Here is an 841-nt window from a genome sequence, read left to right as displayed (position 1 = left end):
TCTTGCGGAAGATCTTCACCCCGCTGTGGAACAGGTCGTTGACGTCGTACCCGCTCAGGTCTATTCGCTGCGCCTGGTAGTGCGCGCTTTCCTTGTTGAACTTGAGCTGCGTCTCATACTCGGCGTGGTGCGCATACGCTTCGCGAAACGCTTGCTCGGCCACTGCGCGGGCTTTTTCGTATTCGGGGTGACCGGGTTTGATGCTGCCGTCGTACAGGCCCTTGAGCAGGCGGTCGCCTTCGGCGTCGGTCCAGCTGTAGAGGTTCAGGCCCTGGAGGAACAGCTCTTTGTCGGTCTCGAAGCTGTTGAAGTCGATGCTCGCCGCTGCGGCCTGGCCGATCTGGTGCTGCTGGGTGGCGTTGCGCAGGTCTTCGGCGAGGAATTTGTCCAGCGCTGCCCGGTCGTACATGTCCAGGCCATTGACGGTGCCGTAGTACTGGAAGTGCGGGTCGTCGCGGAGGTTGAAGGTTCTGCTTCGGCCATTGGCGTCCACATAGCCCACCTTGAAATCCTTGCCGGCATGGCTGCCCAGCCAGTCACCAAAGCGGCTGCCCGAGACACTGCCATCAAAGCGCTGCTGGGTGAAGATGAGCGTGCCGCCGCCGATCTGGCCGATGGTGCTGCCCAGGTGCTGCAGATGCAGCATGGCCTCTTCGCTCTGGAAGGCGAAGAAGGCAGTGGCGCCGCCGTAAGGGTCTTGCGCGGCGATGAAGGCTGGCTTTTCGTTGAAGAAGTGAAAGCCTTCGTTGAAGATCTCCCGGCTGCTGGAGTCGTGCGTGCGCGCCAGGTGGGTGAGGTTGTTGGTCTGGACGTAGCCGCCCAGCGGTGCGTCCAGCAGGAG

The 841-nt window shown here is 62.1% G+C and carries 1 protein-coding gene; it reads right to left on the bottom strand.

Translation table 11 applies throughout. The annotated features are described in order from the left end of the window. Positions 1-841 (bottom strand): hypothetical protein (locus tag ABWV89_RS18830; RefSeq protein WP_353400613.1); only part of this gene is annotated, 841 nt, incomplete at both ends.

Origin of the sequence: Hydrogenophaga sp. 5NK40-0174 (genome assembly GCF_040372165.1) — a bacterium.
In the GTDB taxonomy this organism is placed as follows: domain Bacteria; phylum Pseudomonadota; class Gammaproteobacteria; order Burkholderiales; family Burkholderiaceae_C; genus Hydrogenophaga.
The sequence above is the reverse complement of the archived record's forward strand: the minus strand, read 5'-3'. Positions and strand labels throughout refer to the sequence as shown.